Below are 15,725 nucleotides of genomic sequence, written 5' to 3' on the forward strand. Positions count from 1 at the left end.
GGGAGTCCCGCATGACGAACCTTCACGCCGCCGCACCGATCGCCGCACCGAGCGCCGCGCCCTCGGGCCCGGCCGAGCCTCCGCCCGCCCCTGACACGTGCGCGAGCACGTCCTCCCCGGACCCGAGCGCCCACTCCGCCCCGAGGGCTCTCGAGCTGAGCCGGTCCCGCGCGGTCGCCTGGCAGGTCGAGGGGATCGTCGTCGCGGGGGACCGGCGCGGCCGGCTGCTGGGCTTCCCCACCGCCAACGTCGCCGTGCCCGACCAGCCGTGGCGCGACGGGGTCTGGGCGGCCACCGTGCAGATCGACCCGGCCCGGTCCGGGCCGGTGCACCTGGCCGCGGTGTCGGTCGGCCGCCGGCCGACCTACTACGGCCGGGACGGGGTGCGCCTGCTGGAGGCCCACCTGCTCGACTTCACGGGCGACCTCTACGGGCACACCGTCCTCGTGCGGCTGCACGAGCGGCTCCGGCCGCAGCGGCGGTACTCCGGGTCGAAGGAGCTCGTCGAGCAGCTGCACAGGGACGTGGCCGGGACACGGGCCTGGGCCTCCCGCCGGGACGCCCCGAGGACCCCCGGCGCCTCACCGGGCGCGCCCGAGCACGGGACGGCGGGCGGCGGCCGCCGTCGCCCGGTGCGCAGGAAGCGGCGGCTCAGCCCCGAGGACGTGCGGCACCTGCAGGAGCGGCGTCACCGGAAGCGCGAGCAGCTGATCGGGGCCACAGTGCTCGACCTCAGCCGTCAGGGGCAGCCGCCCACCCACGACCTCGTGGCGCGCCGCACCGGCCTGCCGGTGGACTTCCTGCGCTCGCGATACCCCACCGCCGAGATGCTGGCGGAGACGGTGGGCCGGGCCGGCTGACCTGCCGCGGCCCGAGCGGCGCGGCAGGTCACCGGAAGGGTCCCCGCCGGCTCAGAGGAACCGCCACAGCGGCCGCAGGACCACCTCCGCGAAGCGGGCCGCGGGGTGGCGGCGGTCCCACTCCTCGGCCGTGAGCTCCCGGCAGTTCTCGCTGTCGGCGGCGAAGATGCGCTCCATGTCCGCGGCGAAGGCCTCGTCGTGGATCTCGAGGGTCGTCTCGTAGTTGAAGCCCAGGCTCAGGCGGTCGATGTTGGCGGTGCCCACCAGCGACCACTGGCCGTCGATGGTGACCGTCTTGGCGTGGATCATCGCGTTGCGGTAGAGCAGCAGTGTGATGTCCTCCTCGAGCAGCGCCGAGTAGAAGCCGCGGGCCAGCCAGTCGGCGATGACGTGGTTGGAGTTCTCCGGGATGATGACCCGCACGTCCACGCCGCGGTGGGAGGCCTCGACCAGCGCCTCGAGGATCTGCTGGTCGGGGATGAAGTAGGCCGTGGTGAGGTGGATGTGGTGCGTCGCGCGGTGGATCGCGTCCAGGTAGACGCTGCGGATCGGGTACACCAGGCTCGCCGGGATGTTGTTGACCGCGTGCACGCGCGAGTCCCACTCGCCGGGGCTCAGGTGCGGCAGCCGGTCCGGGCGGTGGGCGGAGGAGTGGTTCCACACGGCGGCGAAGGAGTGGCTCAGCTCGAAGGTGGCGGGCCCGGTCAGGCGCACGTGGGTGTCGCGCCACTCGGTGGCGTACAGGGAGCCGATGTTGTAGCCGCCCACGAACCCGACCTCGTCGTCGACCACGAGGAGCTTGCGGTGCGTCAGCCCGGACGCCTGCACCGGGGTCAGCAGCCGGCGCAGGTGCACCGCGGGGAAGCGGTGGACGTGCGCGTCCGGGTGGAACGCGTAGAAGGACCGGGGCACCACGAGGTTCCCGAAGCCGTCGTAGATCACGTAGACCTCGACCCCGCGCTCGGCGGCCTCGTTGAGGGCGTCGCGGAAGGCGGTGCCGACCCCGTCGTCCTTCCAGAGGTAGGTCTCCAGCAGGATGCGCTCCTCGGCGCCGCGGATCGCGGCGAGCATGTCCCGGTAGAGGTCCTCGCCGTAGGTGTAGGCCGTGGTGCCGGTGCCGGCCACCTCGCCCTCGAAGGTCCCCGGCCGGGGGAAGCCGCTGCGCCGCACGCGCTGCCGGCGCTTGACCGCGTCCGTGCCGACCAGGGTGACGACGACGGCGGCCTGCACCGCGGCGAAGCCGGCCGCCGAGCGCAGGGCGAGCTTGCGGAGGAGGTGGGGGTCCGCTGCGGGGAAGAGGCTCATCCGCGAAGCCTATCCACCGGCCCCGGGCGCTCGCCGGAGCGGCCCGCCATGAACGACGACGGGCCGCCCCGGGATCGGGGGCCGGCGCTCAGGCGGACGCGAGCGCGGGGTCGGTGTGCTCGAGGCCGTGGGCCTCGCTCACCGACCGGTGGGTGACCCGCCCGGCGTGGACGTTGAGCCCGGCGGCCAGGGCCGGGTCGGCGGCCAGCGCGGCCTCGGCGCCCCGGTCGGCGAGGGCCACGGCGTGGCGGAGGGTGACGTTGGTCAGCGCGTAGGTGGAGGTGGACGGCACGGCCCCGGGCATGTTGGCCACGCAGTAGAAGACCGTGTCGTGGACGCGGAAGGTCGGGTCCTCGTGGGTGGTGGGGCGGGAGTCGGCGAAGCACCCGCCCTGGTCCACGGCGATGTCCACCAGCACGCTGCCGGGCTTCATGGCCGCGACCATCTCGTTGGTGACCAGCTTCGGGGCCCTCGCCCCGGGCACGAGCACGGAGCCGACGACGAGGTCGGCCTCGGTCACGGCGCGCTCGACCTCCAGGGCGTTGGAGGCGATGGTCGTGAGGCGCCCGGCGTACCGGTCGTCGAGCTGGCGCAGGCGGTCGACGTTGATGTCGAGGATGCTCACGTCCGCGCCCAGGCCCACGGCCATGGCGGCGGCGTTGGTGCCGGCCACCCCCGCGCCCAGGACGGTGACCTTGGCCGGGCGCACCCCGGGCACCCCGCCCAGCAGCACGCCCTTGCCGCCGGCCGGGGCGGTCAGGGCCGCGGCTCCGGCCTGGACGGCCAGCCGCCCGGCGACCTCGCTCATCGGGGCCAGCAGCGGCAGGCGCCGGTCCGGGGTCTGGACCGTCTCGTAGGCGATCGCGGTGACCCCGGCCTCCAGCAGGGCGGTGGTCAGCTCGGGCTCGGCGGCCAGGTGCAGGTAGGCGAAGAGCACCAGGCCCTCGCGGAAGCGGTGGTACTCGGAGGCCACCGGCTCCTTGACCTTCAGGACCATGTCGGCCCGCGCCCACAGCTCGTCGGCGTCGGCGACGATCTGCGCGCCGGCGGCGGTGTAGGCGTCGTCGTCGATCCCGGACCCGAGGCCCGCCCCGGCCTCGACGAGGACCTCGTGGCCGTGGGCCACCAGCTCGTGCACGCCCGGGGCGGTGATGGCCACCCGGTACTCGTTGGTCTTCACTTCGCGGGGAACGGAGACGATCATGATGGGGCCTTCCGAAGAAACGGTGGTGCGGTGAGAAAAAACTACGATTTCTTCCCCTTCAGCGCACTAGAATCGAAGGTCCTTCGGCAGGTCAGACAGAACTGGCAGAATGGAGCGTCATGTGACGTACCCCACACCGCGCGCACCGCAGGATCTGCGGCCCGCCCACCAGCTCGACGACCTCGACCTCCGGCTGCTCGGCCTGCTGCGCGAGAACGCCCGCGCCACCAACCAGGCCCTCAGCGAGGCCCTCGGGGTGGCGCCGTCCACGTGCCTGGCCCGGATGAAGGCGCTGCAGCGGGCCGGGGTGATCCGCCGGTTCACCGTGGAGGTCGAGCCCAAGGCCCTGGGCCAGACCATCGAGGCGCTCATCAGCGTGCGGCTGCGCCCCGGCGCCCGGCAGCAGATGGCCGCCTTCGGGGAGTCACTGAAGACGGTCCCCGAGGTCTCGCAGTACTTCTTCCTGGGCGGGGTGGACGACTTCCTGATCCACGTCCGGGTGCGGGACACCGAGCACATCCGCCAGTTCGTGATCGAGCACCTGTCCTCGAACCCGGTCGTGGCCGCCACCCAGACCAGTCTCGTGTTCGAGCACGTGCCCGGCCCGCAGGGGCTGTGAGCGGACGGGCCCGCCGTCGTCGTGCCGTCGGCGCTGTTCCGTCAGGGGGGCTCCGTCAGCTCGTCGTCCCGTCGGCGCCGCTCCCGGCGGTCTCCTCGAGGACGTCCTCGGCGCTCTCGCCCGTGACGTCCTCGGCGGCGGGGTCCTCCAGCGCCGCGCCGCCGAGCGGATCGCGGTGCCAGGCCGCCAGCTCCCACCCGCCGCCGGCGCGGTGCTCGAGCACGGCCGCGCCGGTGTTCATGATCTCCAGCTCCGCCGCCTCGGCGGCGTCGATCCCGGCGCGCAGGGCGGTCCAGACGCGGATCGCCGCCCCGTGGCTGAACACGGCGGCCGTGTCCGCGGGGTCGTGGTCCTGCACGATCCGCTGCAGGGCGGCCTCGTAGCGGCCGAGGAACTCGTGGCCGTCCGGGCCGCCGGGCATGGGCTGCTCCAGGTCGCCGTGAACCCACGCCAGCAGGCAGGAGATGTAGGCCCGGCGGGCGTCCGGGTCCCCGCGCATCTCCAGCTCCCCGGCCGGGATCTCCTCCAGGCCGGCCCGGACCTGCACCGCCAGCCCGCGGGCCTCGGCCAGCGGCGCGGCCGTGTGCTGCGTCCGCACCAGCTGCGAGGCGTGGACGCCGCTGATCCGCTCGTGGCCGAGAGCGGCCGGCACCGCGCGGGCCTGGGCCCGCCCCAGGCTCGTCAGCTGGGCGCCGGGCACCGCCGTGTCGAGCTCTCCCGAGACGTTGCAGGGGGTCTGGCCGTGGCGGATCAGCAGCAAGCGCATGCCTCCCAGCCTAGGGCTGCCCCCTGCGTCCGGGCGGCGGCGGTCCGCCGATCCGCCGGGCCGGGCGGCAGCTCAGCCCGTGGTGAGCAGGACCTTGATGGCCCGGCGCTCGTCCATCGCCCGGTAGGCCTCGGCGGCCTCCTCCAGTGGCAGGGTGAGGTCGAAGACCTTGCCGGGGTCGATCTCCCGGTCCCAGATCAGCCGGATCAGCTCGGGCAGGAACCGGCGCACCGGGGCGGGCCCGCCGTGCAGGTGCACCCCGGAGAAGAACAGCTCCTGGCCGGGCAGCGAGACGTCGTGGGACACGCCCACGTAGCCGACGTGGCCGCCGGGGCGGGTGGAGCGGATGGCCTGCAGCATCGACTCCTGGGTGCCCACGGCCTCGATGACGGAGTGCGCCCCGAGCCCGCCGGTGAGCTCCTTGATCCGCGCGACGCCCTCGTCGCCGCGCTCCTCGACGATGTCGGTGGCGCCGAACTCGCGGGCCAGGGCCTGCCGGTCCGCGTGGCGGGACATCGCGATGATCCGCTCCGCGCCCAGCTGCTTCGCGGCCAGCACGCCGAGCAGCCCGACCGCGCCGTCGCCCACGACGGCCACGGTCTTGCCGGGACCGACCTCCGCGGCCACGGCGGCGAACCAGCCGGTGCCCAGCACGTCCGAGGCCGCCAGCAGGGACGGGATCAGCTCCGGGTCGGGCTGTCCCGGGGTGGCCACCAGGGTGCCGTCGGCCAGCGGGACCCGCACGTACTGGGACTGCGCGCCGGTGGCCGCCCCGGGCTGCCGGTTCACGCAGTGGGTCTGGTAGCCGGACCGGCAGATCTCGCAGGTGTTGTCGGAGGCGAAGAAGGAGCCGACCACGAAGTCGCCGACCGCGATGTCCTGCACCTGGTCCCCGACCTCCTCCACGGTGCCGACGTACTCGTGGCCCATCGGGGCGGAGCCGTCGACGTCCTCGAGGCCCCGGTAGGGCCACAGGTCGGAGCCGCAGACACAGGCGGCGGCGACCTTCAGGATCGCGTCGGTGGGCTCGACGACCGCCGGGCGCTCGCGGTCCTCGACACGGACGTCTCCGGGGGTGTGCAGCAGGACTCCACGCATGACGGGTTCTCCTTCGGGGTCGGTGCTCCGGCCCGGGGCGGGACGGACGACGGCGGGGCGTGCGCCGCGGCGCACGCCGGGCACGGTGCCCAGTCAACCCCGAGGGCGGGTGCTCCGGGAAGTCCCGCCGGAACGCCCTGCCGGTGAGCCGCGGGCCGGCTGGTGCCCGTCGTCCGGACCCCGGGCCCTGATCCGGGAACGCCGGGTGGGCGCCGCGCGGGTCCCGCAGGGGCGAGGATGGTGCCCATGACCCGTCCTCCGCGCCGCCCGACTCCTTCGACCGACCGGGCCGGGGCGCGCCCTCCGGACCCGCGCCGGCTGCCCCGGCGGCTCGTGCAGCTCTACGCCGGGCTGGTGCTCTACGGCATCACCATGGGGATGCTCGTGCGCTCCGAGCTCGGTGTGGTCCCCTGGGACGTGCTGCACCAGGGTCTGTCCCGGCAGTTCGGGGTGAGCATGGGCACGGTCGTCATCGTGGTCAGCGTGCTGCTCCTCCTGCTGTGGATCCCGCTGCGCGAACGGCCCGGGATCGGCACCCTCAGCAACGCGGTGGTGGTCGGCCTGGTGCTCGACGCGACCCTGCTGGTGCTGCCGCCGGTCGAGACGATGTGGCTGCGGGTGCTGCTCGTGCTCGCCGGCGTGGTCCTCAACGCCGTGGCGACCGCCGCGTACATCGGGGTGCACCTCGGCCCCGGCCCCCGGGACGGGCTGATGACCGGCCTGGTGCGGCGCACCGGGGGCTCCGTGCGCGTGGTGCGCACCTCGATCGAGGCGGTCGTGGTGCTGATCGGCTGGCTGCTCGGCGGCACTGTGGGGCTGGGCACGGTGCTCTACGCGCTGGCCATCGGCCCGCTGGTCCAGGTCCTGCTGCCCCGGCTGAGCGTCCGGCTGCCCCGCTGACGCCGCCGCCCGCCGCGGAGGTGCCGGAGTCCGTCATCGGTCCCGGGCAGGCGCGGTGCCCGAGGCCATCTCCCGGGTCCGGGCGGGACCGGTGAGCACCCTCCCGCGGACGGCCCGCACCGGCAGGTACGGCTCCCGCCAGGTGCGGCTGTCACTGGAGCGGGCGCGGTGGTCCCCGAGCAGCAGCAGGCGGCCCGCCGGGACCCGGAAGGCACCGCACGGGCCCCCGGCGTGCACCACATAGGGCTCGGCCACGGGGCGGCCGTCGACACGGATCCGGCCGCCCGGCTCGATCACCACCTGCTCGCCCGGCAGGCCGAGGACCCGCTTGACGACCGTCCGGCCCAGCTCCGGCGAGTCGACGACGACGACGTCGCCGCGCCGGATCCGTCCGCGCCGCCACACGCGCCGGGTCAGCAGGCGCCGGCCCGGCAGCAGGGCGGGGGCCATGGACCCGGAGTCGACCTGCGTCACGAAGACCAGCCAGCGGCGGACGGCCAGGCCGACCAGCACGGCGGCCAGGGCCACCGCCGACACCGTCACCAGCTGCTGTCCCACGAGCCCGTCCCCGGCTCGGCGTCAGTGCCGGTGCGCGGTGTGCGCGTGGTGGTCCTCGTGCTCCTCGCCCTCGGCCAGTTTGAAGAAGCGGACGTAGGCCTCGACGTAGGCCCGTCCGGCCTCGAGGTCGTCCACGTCGTAGGTCTTGCGCGCCAGCACCGCCGCCAGGCGCTGCTCCAGCTCCGGGAGCTGTTCCTCGGGCACCAGGCCCGCGAGGGGTTCCAGCGTGCCGGTGTCGACGCAGCGGTCCGCGGCGACCACCTTCTCATCGAGGGGCGCCCCCGAGGGCTTGAGGCCGGTGTACGGGGCGCCTTCGCCGGCGCGGTGGGTGCGCACGAGGTTCTCCAGGAACCAGCGGTCGGCCACCTCCCGGGCCTCCTCGCCCTGCGCCCGCGCCGTCCGCGCCAGGTCGAAGATCTCCCGCAGCTCGTCCTCCTGCTCGGGGCCGACCCATTTCAGGGCGTGGCCGGGACGGCCCGTCTCCAGGGCCCGCATCCCGTCCTGGACGGCGGGCCCGTCCATCGTGTCGCAGTGGGCCGAGGCGCGCACCGGGCGCAGGACCACCACCGACAGGGCCAGCAGACAGGCGCCGAGAACCATCAGCACGGTCGTCACGATTCGTCTCCTTCGGGAGGGGCCCGCGCACGGGCGGGACCGCAGGTGGGCAGTACGGTGCCGATCGCCGGTCTTGTGCCGCGGAGCTGTCCGCCGGCCCGGCCCGCACCACGGCGCGAGGCCACTCACCATTCTCGACCGGCCGGCGCGGGATCAGCGGCGTTCTCCGTGAAGGTTTGACGAAGATTCCGCCCCTGACCGCCCCCGGGAGACGCCGCGCCCCGGGGGGAGGGGGACACTGAAGTCATGAATCCTGGCACTGACGCGGCGGCCGGGCGGGTGCTGGTGGTCGACGACGAGAAGCCCCTGGCCCGGATGGTCGCCACCTACCTGGACCGCGCGGGCTACGAGGTCGCCACCGTCCACACCGGGCCCGAGGCCGTGGAGGCCGCCCGCGGCCAGGGGCCGGACGTGGTGGTGCTGGATCTGGGGCTGCCGGGGCTGGACGGCATCGAGGTGTGCCGCAGGATCCGGGGCTTCTCCGAGTGCTACGTGCTGATGCTCACCGCGCGCGGGGACGAGGAGGACAAGCTGGCCGGGCTGGCGGCCGGGGCCGACGACTACATCACCAAGCCCTTCAGCGTGCGCGAGCTCGTCGCGCGGGTGGCCGCGGTGCTGCGCCGTCCCCGCACCACCGTGGCCCCGGTCGAGTCGGCCCGGGTGTTCGGGGAGCTGACCGTCGACCTCGCGGCCCACGAGGCGCGGGTGGGCGGGGAGCCGGTGGCGCTGACCCGCACCGAGTTCGAGCTGCTGGCCGCTCTGACGGACCGGCCGCACGAGGCGCTGAGCCGCCGCCGGCTCATCGACGTCGTGTGGGGCCCCGCCTGGGTGGGCGACGAGCGGATCGTGGACGTGCACATCGGGCACCTGCGCCGGAAGCTCGGGGAGGACCAGGCCGCCTTCGTGGACACCGTGCGCGGGGTCGGCTACCGGATGGTGGCCCGATGACCCGGCGGCGACGCCCCCGCGGCCTGGCCTCCCGGTTCTTCCTGGCCCAGGCCATCGTGGTGGCCGCGAGCATCCTCGCCGCCGTGGTGGTCGCGTCCCTGGCCGGCCCGCCGATCTTCCACGAGCACCTGGTCATCGCCGGGCGCGCCGCGGACTCCCCGGAGCTGCTGCACGTGGAACGGGCCTACCGCGACGCCAGCGTCATCACCCTGGGCGTGGCCCTGGGCACCGCCCTGGTCTGCGCCGCGGCGGTGACCTGGTTCTTCACCCGCCGGCTCCGGCGGCCCCTCTCCGCCCTCACCGAGGCGGCCCGGGGGGTGGCCCGCGGCCGCTACGACAGCCGGGTCCCGGCCCTCGCCGCCGGCGCCGAGGTGGACGCGGTGGCGGCCTCGTTCAACGCCATGGCCGAGCGGCTGGAGCGCACCGAGGAGCTGCGGCGGCGGATGCTCTCGGACCTGGCCCACGAGATGCGCACCCCGATCTCGGTGCTCACCGTCTACTGCGAGGCGCTCCAGGACGGGGTGGCGCACTGGGACGAGAGCACCGGTGAGCTCGTGGCCGACCAGCTCGGGCGCCTCACGCGCCTGGTCGAGGACATCCACGACGTGTCCCGGGCCGAGGAGGGCCGGATCGACCTGGACCGCACCGAGCTGCCGGCCGGCGAGCCGGCCCGCTCCGCCGCGGAGGCCCAGCGCGAGGCCTACGCCGCCAAGGGCGTGCGGCTCGTCCTGGACATCGACGACGACGCCGGGGTGGTCGAGGTGGACCGCCAGCGGATGGGCCAGGTGCTGGGCAACCTGCTCACCAACGCCCTGCGCCACACCCCGCCCGGCGGGCAGGTGGTCCTCGGCGTCTCCCGGCGGGGTCCGGGGCGGGTGGCCGTCCGTGTCGCCGACACCGGCGACGGCATCGCCGCCGAGAACCTGTCCCGGGTGTTCGAGCGCTTCTGGCGCGGCGACAGCGCCCGGGACCGCGACAGCGGCGGCTCCGGGATCGGCCTGACCATCGCCCGGGCCCTGGTCGAGGCCCACGGCGGGACGCTGACCGTCACGTCCCCCGGGCCCGGCGCCGGGGCGGTCTTCACCGTGGAGCTGCCCGCCCGTCAGCGCGTGCGTCCGTCGCCGGTGGAGGCCGCCCGATGACCCCCTTGATCGATACCCCCTAGGGGTATATACCTGGAGGGGCGGGCAGCACTTCGGCCCCGCCGGCACACCGTTCAGCTCTCGCGGAAGGAGCACCCCATGAGCGCCCCGCAGCACCGCGGCCTCCCGGCCGCCCCGGAGCCGTCCCGGGCCGGTGCCGGAACGGCGCCGCCCGCGGACCGGCACGGCCGGGGTCAGCACGCCGACGCCGACACCCACGGGCAGGCCATGCCGCACGAGCACGCCCACTCGGCGGTCGACGAGGACCACCAGGTCCACCAGCACGGGGAGCACGCGGGGCACTCCACGGCGATGTTCAAGAACAAGTTCTGGCTCTCGCTGGTGCTCTCGCTCCCGGTGGTGTTCTTCAGCCCCATGGTCGGACACCTGCTGGGCTACCGCATCCCCGAGTTCCCGGGCTCCAGCTGGATCCCTCCCGTGCTGGGCACCGTCATCTTCGTCCACGGGGGCATGCCCTTCCTCAAGGGCGGCGTGACCGAGCTGAGGTCCCGGCAGCCGGGGATGATGCTGCTGATCGCCATGGCCATCACGGTCGCGTTCGTCGCCTCCTGGGTCACCACGCTGGGCATCGGCGGGTTCGACCTCGACTTCTGGTGGGAGCTGGCCCTGCTGGTGGTGATCATGCTGCTGGGCCACTGGATGGAGATGCGCGCCCTGGGCGCGGCCTCCTCCGCCCTGGACGCCCTGGCGGAGCTGCTGCCCGACGAGGCCGAGAAGGTCGTCGACGGGGACACCGTCACGGTGCCCGTGGCCGAGTTGGCGGTGAGCGACGTCGTGCTCGTGCGCTCCGGGGCCCGCGTCCCGGCGGACGGGACGATCACCGGCGGGACCGCCGAGTTCGACGAGTCGATGATCACCGGTGAGTCCCAGGCGGTCCCCCGGGGTCCCGGCGACACCGTGGTGGCCGGCACCGTGGCCACCGACAACACCGTCAGGGTCCGGGTCGAGGCCGTCGGGGCCGACACCGCCCTGGCCGGGATCCAGCGGATGGTCGCCGCCGCCCAGGAGTCCTCCTCCCGCGCCCAGGCCCTGGCCGACCGCGCCGCCGCGTGGCTGTTCTGGTTCGCCCTGACCGCCGGCGTCCTCACCGCCGTCGCCTGGACGCTGCTCGGCAGCCCGGACGACGCCGTCATCCGCACCGTCACCGTGCTGGTCATCGCCTGCCCGCACGCCCTGGGCCTGGCCATCCCGCTGGTCATTGCGATCTCCACCGAGCGCGCCGCCCGCTCCGGCGTCCTGATCAAGAACCGGATGGCCCTGGAGCGGATGCGCACCATCGACGTGGTGCTCTTCGACAAGACCGGCACCCTCACCGAGGGCGCGCACGCCGTCACCGGGACGGCCGCCGTCCCCGGGGTCTCCGAGGGCGAACTGCTGGCCTGGGCGGCGGCCGCCGAGTCCGACAGCGAGCACCCCGTGGCGCGCGCCATCGTCACCGCCGCCGGCGCGCACCCCGAGGCGTCACGACTGGGGCTGCGCGGCACCGGGTTCACGGCCGCGACCGGCCGCGGGGTGACGGCCGTCGTCGAGGGCACCGAGGTCGTCGTGGGCGGCCCCAACATGCTCCGCGAGCGCGGACTGTCCACACCGGCGGCGATCGACGCGACCACCCTCGAGTGGGTCGAGCGCGGCGCCGGGGTGCTCCACGTGCTGCGCGAGGGGCAGGTCATCGGCGCCCTGGCCCTCGAGGACCGGGTCCGCCCCGAGTCCCGCGCCGCCGTGGCCGCCCTCCGGGAGCGCGGGGTGAAGGTCGCCCTGATCACCGGCGACGCCCGTCAGGTCGCCGAGGCCGTGGGCGCCGATCTGGGCATCGACGAGGTCTTCGCCGAGGTCCTGCCCCAGGACAAGGACAGCAAGGTCACCGAGCTCCAGTCCCGCGGGATGACGGTGGCCATGGTCGGCGACGGCGTCAACGACGCCCCCGCCCTGGCCCGCGCCGAGGTCGGCATCGCCATCGGCGCCGGCACCGACGTGGCCATGGAGTCGGCCGGGGTGGTCCTGGCCGGCAACGACCCCCGCGCCGTGCTGTCGATGATCGACCTGTCCCGGGCCAGCTACCGGAAGATGGTCCAGAACCTGGTCTGGGCCACCGGCTACAACGTCGTCGCCGTGCCCCTGGCCGCCGGGGTCCTGGCACCGATCGGGATCGTGCTGTCCCCGGCCGTCGGAGCGGTGCTGATGTCGGTCTCCACCATCGTGGTGGCCCTCAACGCCCAGCTGCTGCGCCGCCTCGACCTCGATCCGGCCCGGCTGGCCGCCGTCAGCGCCGAGGACCACCGCAGCGCCGGGCGGCCGGCCGCCGTCCCCGCCCCCTGATCCCCTGTTCCCACCCCAAGAGAAGAAGGACATCCTGTGAAGCGCTCCACCACTCTCAGCACCCTCGCCCTGGCCGCGGCCCTCGCCCTGGCCGGCTGCGGCTCCGCCGGCGAGGAGGACCCCGCGGCGGACTCCGGGACGAGCGCCGAGGCGACCGCCTCCGCCGCGACGGGGACCGCGGGCACCCCCTCGGCCTCGGCCTCGGACTCCCCGTCTGACTCCCCGTCCGGCTCCCCGTCCGGCTCCGCCGCCGGGATCGCGGCCGAGCACAACGACGCGGACGTGATGTTCGCCCAGATGATGCTCCCGCACCACGAGCAGGCGGTGCAGATGAGCGAGATCCTGCTCGGGAAGGACCTGGTGCCCGAGGACGTCCGCGACCTCGCCGAGCGGGTCAGGGACACCCAGGCGCCCGAGATGGAGCAGATGCGCGCCATGCTCGCCGCCTGGGACGCCCCCACCACCCCGAAGGATCCGGCCACCGCGCACGGCGGTCACGGCTCCGGCATGGTCGACGACCAGGGCATGAACTGGCTCCGGGAGGCCGAGGAGGGCCCCGCGGCCGCCCGGCTGTACCTGGAGCAGATGACCCAGCACCACGAGGGGGCGATCGAGATGGCCCGGGACCAGGTCCAGGACGGATCGAACCCGCAGGCCGTGGAGCTGGCGCAGGAGATCGTCCGGGCGCAGGAGACGGAGATCGCCGAGATGGAGCGGATGCTCCAGGAGCTGCGGGAGGGTTCCTGACCCCCCCCGGCGACCGGCGTCGTCGCACTCGTGCGGCGCTCTGCAGGAAGCACAGAACCGATCGACGAAGGAGGACCGTGATGATGTGGGGCGACGGAATGGGAGGGGGCATGGGCTGGATGTGGCTGTTCTGGCTCCTGCTGATCCTGGGCACGGTGGTGCTGGTGGTCGTGCTCGTCAAGGCGCTCACCGGCGGCTCGGGCGGCGGGACGCGGCAGGGCGGTTCCGCCCCGCCGCCGACGGGCGCGGGACCGCGCCGGTCCCGGGAGATCCTCGAGGAGCGCTACGCCCGCGGGGAGATCAGCACCGAGGAGTACCGGGAGCGGCTGCGGACCCTGGAGGAGGGCGACCGGTGAGTCCGCTGACGCGCCGGCAGCTGCTGGCCCTCGGCGCGGCCGGGGCCGGCGCCGCGGCCGTGGGCGGGGCCGGGCTGTGGTGGACCAGCGGCGGCGGCGGCGAGGCCCTCGGCGGCGGCCGGGAACTGGTGCAGCCCGAGGTGCTGGCCGGTCGGGACGGCGTCCTGGACCTCGCCCTGGAGGCCGCCCCCGCCGAGGTGCGGATCGGGGCACGGCAGGCGCACGTGCAGGCGTTCAACGGCTCCCTGCCCGGGCCGACCCTGCGGGTCCGGCCCGGGGACACGGTCCGGGTGGCGATGACCAACGGGCTGGAGGCCCCGACGAACCTGCACGTGCACGGGTTGCACGTGTCCCCGGAGGACAACGGGGACAACCCGTTCGTGAGCATCGGACCGGGGGAGTCCTTCGACTACGAGTTCGTCCTGCCGGAGGACCATCCGCCGGGCACCTACTGGTACCACCCGCACCGGCACGGGCACGTGGCCGACCAGCTGGCGGCGGGCCTCTACGGGGCCATCGTCGTCGAGGATCCCGACCCCGTCCCGGTGGCCCGCGAGCGCGTGCTGGTGGTCTCCGACATCACCCTGGACGGCTCCGGCAATCTCGCCGAGCTCTCCCCGCCGCAGCAGATGATGGGCCGGGAGGGCGAGACCGTGCTGGTCAACGGCCAGGTCCGTCCCGAGGCCACTGCCGCACCCGGGGAGCGGGAGCTGTGGCGGGTCGTCAACGCCTGCCCGTCCCGGTACCTGCGCCTGACCCTCGACGGCCAGACCGTGCGGCTGCTCGGCCGCGACGTCGGCCGCCTGCCCGAGCCGGTCGAGCTCACCGAGGTGACCCTGGCCCCCGGCAACCGGGTGGAGCTGCTCGTGGACACCCGCGAGGGCACCTCCGCGCTGACCGCCGCCCCCGTGGACCGGGGCAGCATGGACGGCATGATGGGCGGGGCCATGCCGGGGGACGGCCCCGGCAACGACGAGCCGATCGAGCTGCTCACCCTGGAGGTCACCGGGAACCGGGCCGCCGACGCCGGCCCCGTGCCCCCGGGTCCGGCGCTGCGGGACCTGCGCGAGGGGCCGGTCGAGGCCCGGCGCACCCTGGACTTCGCCATGGGCATGGGAGGCAGGGGCGGGATGATGGGCGGCATGCGCGGGCCCGGGCAGATGATGTCCTTCACGATCGACGGGCAGCAGTTCGACGCCGAGCGCACCGACCAGCGGGTCCGGGTGGGCACCGTGGAGGAGTGGACCCTGACCAACTCCAGTCCCATGGACCACCCGATGCACCTGCACGTGTGGCCCATGCAGGTCGTGTCCGAGGCGGGCCGTGACGTCTCCGCCCCGACGTGGCAGGACGTGGTCAACGTCCCGGCCTTCGGGGAGGTGACGGTCCGGGTGGCCTTCGACGACTTCGGCGGCCGCACCGTCTACCACTGCCACATCCTCGATCACGAGGACCTCGGCATGATGGGCACCGTCGAGGCCCGCTGAACACCGTGGGCCCGGCCCACCGACCCTGTCCGGACCACCCCACCGACCTCGTTCGACCCACCTCGCCGCCGGGAGGCGCTCGCCGCCCGGCAGGAAGGACGTGCACCTCCTCATGGACCACAGCACGCAGACGCAGCAGAAACTCTCCCTGACCGGTTCCGTCGCCCTGGGGACGGGGGTGATGATCGGCGCGGGCATCTTCGCCCTCGTGGGGCAGGTCGCCGAGCTGGCCGGCGGCTGGGTGCCCTGGGCGTTCCTCGCCGGCGCCGTGGTCGTGGCGTTCAGCTCCTACTCCTACATCCGCTACTCGGCCACCAACCCGTCCGCCGGCGGGATCGCGATGCTGCTCAAGGCCGCCTACGGCCCCGGGGTGGCGGCCGGCTCGTTCGCCCTGTTCATGTACGTGTCGATGATCCTGGCCGAGTCCCTGCTGGGCCGCACCTTCGGCACCTACCTGCTGCGCCCCTTCGGCCTGCAGGGCTCCGCCGTGTGGGTGGCGGTGCTGGCGGTGGTCGCCATCGCGGCCGCCGCCCTGGTGAACCTGGTGGGCAACCGGTGGGTGGAGCGCTCCGCCACGGTGACCGCGGCGATCAAGATCGTGGGGATCGCCGTGCTGGCGGTCGCAGGCATCCTCGCCGCGGGGGTGTCCTCCCTGGGCCGGCTGTTCACCGCGGCCGACCGCACCCCGCCGGAGGCGGGCTGGCTGGGCTTCCTGGCCGGGACCACCCTGTGCATCCTGGCGTACAAGGGCTTCACCACGATCACCAACCAGGGCGCGGACCT

The 15,725-nt window shown here is 74.4% G+C and carries 16 protein-coding genes; 10 read left to right on the plus strand and 6 right to left on the minus strand.

Translation table 11 applies throughout. The features are described 5' to 3' along the window. Positions 1–11 precede the first annotated feature (11 nt). Entirely contained in the window at positions 12–860 is an 849-nt protein-coding gene (locus AVL61_RS15090; RefSeq protein WP_058875140.1) for a riboflavin kinase, read from the plus strand. A 51-nt stretch (positions 861–911) separates the two neighbouring features. Here AVL61_RS15090 and AVL61_RS15095 read toward each other — a convergent pair whose 3' ends face one another. Beyond that, positions 912–2,165 (minus strand): phospholipase D-like domain-containing protein, encoded by a 1,254-nt coding sequence (locus AVL61_RS15095; RefSeq protein ID WP_082697215.1) that lies wholly within the window; start codon positions 2,163–2,165, stop codon positions 912–914. A gap of 88 nt (positions 2,166–2,253) precedes the next feature. Continuing rightward, positions 2,254–3,369 (minus strand): alanine dehydrogenase, encoded by a 1,116-nt coding sequence (gene ald / locus AVL61_RS15100; protein WP_058875141.1) that lies wholly within the window; start codon positions 3,367–3,369, stop codon positions 2,254–2,256. Between the two features lie 121 nt (positions 3,370–3,490). On the opposite strand from ald, the gene AVL61_RS15105 reads away from it, so the two are divergent. After that, positions 3,491–3,988, plus strand: a complete 498-nt coding sequence (locus AVL61_RS15105) for an Lrp/AsnC family transcriptional regulator (RefSeq protein WP_408669430.1) — start codon at positions 3,491–3,493, stop codon at positions 3,986–3,988. Positions 3,989–4,043: 55 nt separating this feature from the next. On the opposite strand, the gene AVL61_RS15110 is transcribed toward AVL61_RS15105, so the two are convergent. Further along, the gene (locus AVL61_RS15110) at positions 4,044–4,754 is read right to left on the minus strand and encodes a histidine phosphatase family protein (protein WP_058875143.1); all 711 of its coding nucleotides are present in this window, start codon (positions 4,752–4,754) and stop codon (positions 4,044–4,046) included. A gap of 72 nt (positions 4,755–4,826) precedes the next feature. Then, positions 4,827–5,852, minus strand: coding sequence for a zinc-dependent alcohol dehydrogenase family protein (locus AVL61_RS15115; RefSeq protein WP_058875144.1), 1,026 nt, complete (start codon positions 5,850–5,852; stop codon positions 4,827–4,829). 237 nt (positions 5,853–6,089) lie between these two features. Between AVL61_RS15115 and yczE the strand changes: the two genes are divergently transcribed. Beyond that, positions 6,090–6,752: a membrane protein YczE gene (gene yczE / locus AVL61_RS15120; RefSeq protein ID WP_082697216.1), complete on the plus strand. Its 663-nt coding sequence runs from the start codon at positions 6,090–6,092 to the stop codon at positions 6,750–6,752. A gap of 33 nt (positions 6,753–6,785) precedes the next feature. On the opposite strand, the gene lepB is transcribed toward yczE, so the two are convergent. Together lepB and AVL61_RS15130 are read right to left on the minus strand one after the other, a co-directional pair. After that, the gene (gene lepB / locus AVL61_RS15125) at positions 6,786–7,310 is read right to left on the minus strand and encodes a signal peptidase I (protein ID WP_058875146.1); all 525 of its coding nucleotides are present in this window, start codon (positions 7,308–7,310) and stop codon (positions 6,786–6,788) included. A 21-nt stretch (positions 7,311–7,331) separates the two neighbouring features. After that, a complete protein-coding gene (locus AVL61_RS15130; protein WP_058875147.1) occupies positions 7,332–7,925 on the minus strand; it encodes a DUF6448 family protein in 594 nt (197 codons plus the stop codon). 246 nt (positions 7,926–8,171) lie between these two features. Between AVL61_RS15130 and AVL61_RS15135 the strand changes: the two genes are divergently transcribed. From AVL61_RS15135 to AVL61_RS15165, 7 genes are all read left to right on the plus strand, one after another. After that, positions 8,172–8,873: a response regulator transcription factor gene (locus AVL61_RS15135; protein ID WP_058875148.1), complete on the plus strand. Its 702-nt coding sequence runs from the start codon at positions 8,172–8,174 to the stop codon at positions 8,871–8,873. Further along, on the plus strand, positions 8,870–10,015 hold the full coding sequence (locus AVL61_RS15140) for a sensor histidine kinase (protein ID WP_058875149.1): 1,146 nt from the start codon (positions 8,870–8,872) through the stop codon (positions 10,013–10,015). The genes AVL61_RS15135 and AVL61_RS15140 overlap by 4 nt, the downstream gene beginning before the upstream one ends. A 312-nt stretch (positions 10,016–10,327) precedes the next feature. Next, a complete protein-coding gene (locus AVL61_RS15145) occupies positions 10,328–12,352 on the plus strand; it encodes a copper-translocating P-type ATPase (RefSeq protein WP_231738441.1) in 2,025 nt (674 codons plus the stop codon). Between the two features lie 36 nt (positions 12,353–12,388). Beyond that, positions 12,389–13,099 (plus strand): DUF305 domain-containing protein, encoded by a 711-nt coding sequence (locus AVL61_RS15150; protein WP_058875151.1) that lies wholly within the window; start codon positions 12,389–12,391, stop codon positions 13,097–13,099. 80 nt (positions 13,100–13,179) lie between these two features. Then, on the plus strand, positions 13,180–13,455 hold the full coding sequence (locus AVL61_RS15155; RefSeq protein WP_058875152.1) for an SHOCT domain-containing protein: 276 nt from the start codon (positions 13,180–13,182) through the stop codon (positions 13,453–13,455). Then, positions 13,452–14,942 carry a multicopper oxidase family protein gene (locus AVL61_RS15160; protein WP_058875153.1) on the plus strand — a complete coding sequence of 497 codons (1,491 nt, stop codon included), beginning with the start codon at positions 13,452–13,454 and terminating at the stop codon, positions 14,940–14,942. The genes AVL61_RS15155 and AVL61_RS15160 overlap by 4 nt, the downstream gene beginning before the upstream one ends. 112 nt (positions 14,943–15,054) lie before the next feature. Next, on the plus strand, positions 15,055–15,725 hold a 671-nt coding region (locus AVL61_RS15165; protein ID WP_157571460.1), incomplete at its 3' end, for an APC family permease.

Source organism: Kocuria rosea subsp. polaris (genome assembly GCF_001483755.1).
GTDB classification, from domain to species: Bacteria; Actinomycetota; Actinomycetes; order Actinomycetales; family Micrococcaceae; genus Kocuria; species Kocuria cellulosilytica.